Genomic DNA, 1,836 nt, shown 5'->3' with positions numbered 1-1,836 from the left:
TGCTCAGGACCCGTGAGTACTTTTGGTCGCTATAGAGGCTGTTTCCAAACTCGTTCTGCGTGGCGGTGCGGGTGGCGGCCCCCCTGCGGGAGTAAGAACCGGCTTCAGCGCTCACGACACCTCGCCCCGGCCTGCCCTGCTCAGTACTCCGATTCCCGCGTCATCGTCGACAGGAGTCCGTCGTGTCCGACATCGGGCTGTGGAAGATCGCCGAGCAACAACCGAACCGGACGGCCGTGATCGCACCGGACGGAAGGGCGGTCGGCTACGCCGAACTCGCCGCCGCCGCGGACCGCTACGGGCGCGGCCTGCAGAACATGGGTCTCGAGGCCGGCGACAGCATCGTGCTGATGCTGCCCAACGGCGACGACCTGCTCGCCGCGTACTTCGCGGCGATGCAATGCGGGCTGTACGTCGTGACGGTGAACTGGCACCTGGTCGGCGCCGAAGTCGCCTACCTGATCGAGGACAGCGGGGCGAAGGCCTTCGTGGCGCACGAGCGGTTCGCCGAGGCGGCGACGGATGCCGCCGCCCGCAGCGGGCTGCCCGCGTCGGCCCGCTTCGCCGTCGGCGAGATTCCGGGATTCCAGGCCCTTTCCGGGCTCGGTGCGCAGGAGCCGCCGAAGCGCCCGGAGGTGCGGACGATGGGCTCGCCGATGCTTTACACCTCGGGAACCACCGGTCGCCCCAAGGGCGTTCGGCGCCCGCTGACCGGGGCCGATCCGGACGAGGTTCCGGCCGCGGCGAAGTGGTTCTTCGGCATCTTCGGCCTGCACCCGTTCGACGACCACGTGCACCTGTGCGGCTCGCCGCTCTACCACACCGCGGTGCTCAACTTCGTCAGCCACTCCGTCCAATTCGGACACACCGCGGTGCTGATGGATCGCTGGGACCCGGCGGAGATGTTGCGGCTGATCGAACTGCACCGCGTCACGCACACGCACATGGTGCCGACCCAGTTCCACCGGCTGCTGGCGCTGCCGCCGGAGGACCGCGAGCGCCACGACGTCTCCTCGCTGCGCGCGGCGATCCACGGCGCCGCGCCGTGCCCGCCCGAGGTCAAGCGGGCGATGCTGGAGTGGTGGGGGCCGGTGGTGGTGGAGTACTACGCGGCGACCGAGGGCGGCGGCACGTCGATCACCGCGGCGGAGTGGCTGGACAAGCCGGGTTCGGTCGGCAAGGCGTGGCCGGGCTCGACGGTGAAGGTGCTCGGCGACGACGGCGCGGAGCTGCCGCCCGGCGAGATCGGCACCGTGTACATGCGGATGGGCGGCTCCAGCTTCGAGTACCACCGGGACGCGCAGAAGACGAAGCAGGCGCGGGTGGGCGACCTGTTCACCATGGGCGACGTCGGCTACCTCGACGAGGACGGCTACCTGTACCTGCGCGACCGCAAGAGCGACATGATCATCTCCGGTGGGGTGAACATCTACCCGGCGGAGATCGAGAACGCCCTGTCGGTGCACCCGCAGGTCGCGGACGTGGCGGTGTTCGGCGTGCCGCACGCGGACTGGGGTGAGGAGGTCAAGGCCGTCGTGCAGCCCGCCGGCGGAGCCGAGCCGGGGGAGGAGCTGGCGGCCGACCTCATCGCCTTCGCCCGCGAACGGCTGGCGAAGTTCAAGATCCCGCGAAGCATCGACTTCGTCGCCGAACTTCCCCGCGACCCCAACGGAAAGCTCTACAAGCGAAAGCTCCGCGAGCCCTACTGGGCCGACCACGACCGCGCGATCTGACGCGGGGCCGTGAGTCTTTTGTTGGGGGGTGGGGCACCCCAAAACAAAAACCCCCCCGGGCGCCCCCCGGGCGGGGGGGGGTGTGTTTTTTTTGGGAGAACAA

1 protein-coding gene is annotated in these 1,836 nt (G+C 69.4%); it reads left to right on the top strand.

Features of this window, described 5'->3' with window-relative positions:
* The first annotated feature begins 182 nt into the window (after window positions 1-182).
* Window positions 183-1,733, top strand: a complete 1,551-nt coding sequence (locus AB0I53_RS35275; protein ID WP_358612884.1) for an acyl-CoA synthetase — start codon at window positions 183-185, stop codon at window positions 1,731-1,733.
* Window positions 1,734-1,836 lie beyond the last annotated feature (103 nt).

It is taken from the genome of Saccharopolyspora sp. NPDC050389 (genome assembly GCF_040655595.1).
Classification (GTDB): domain Bacteria; phylum Actinomycetota; class Actinomycetes; order Mycobacteriales; family Pseudonocardiaceae; genus Saccharopolyspora.
Note: the sequence above shows the minus strand (reverse complement) of the source record. Positions and strands in the feature narration are given on the sequence as shown.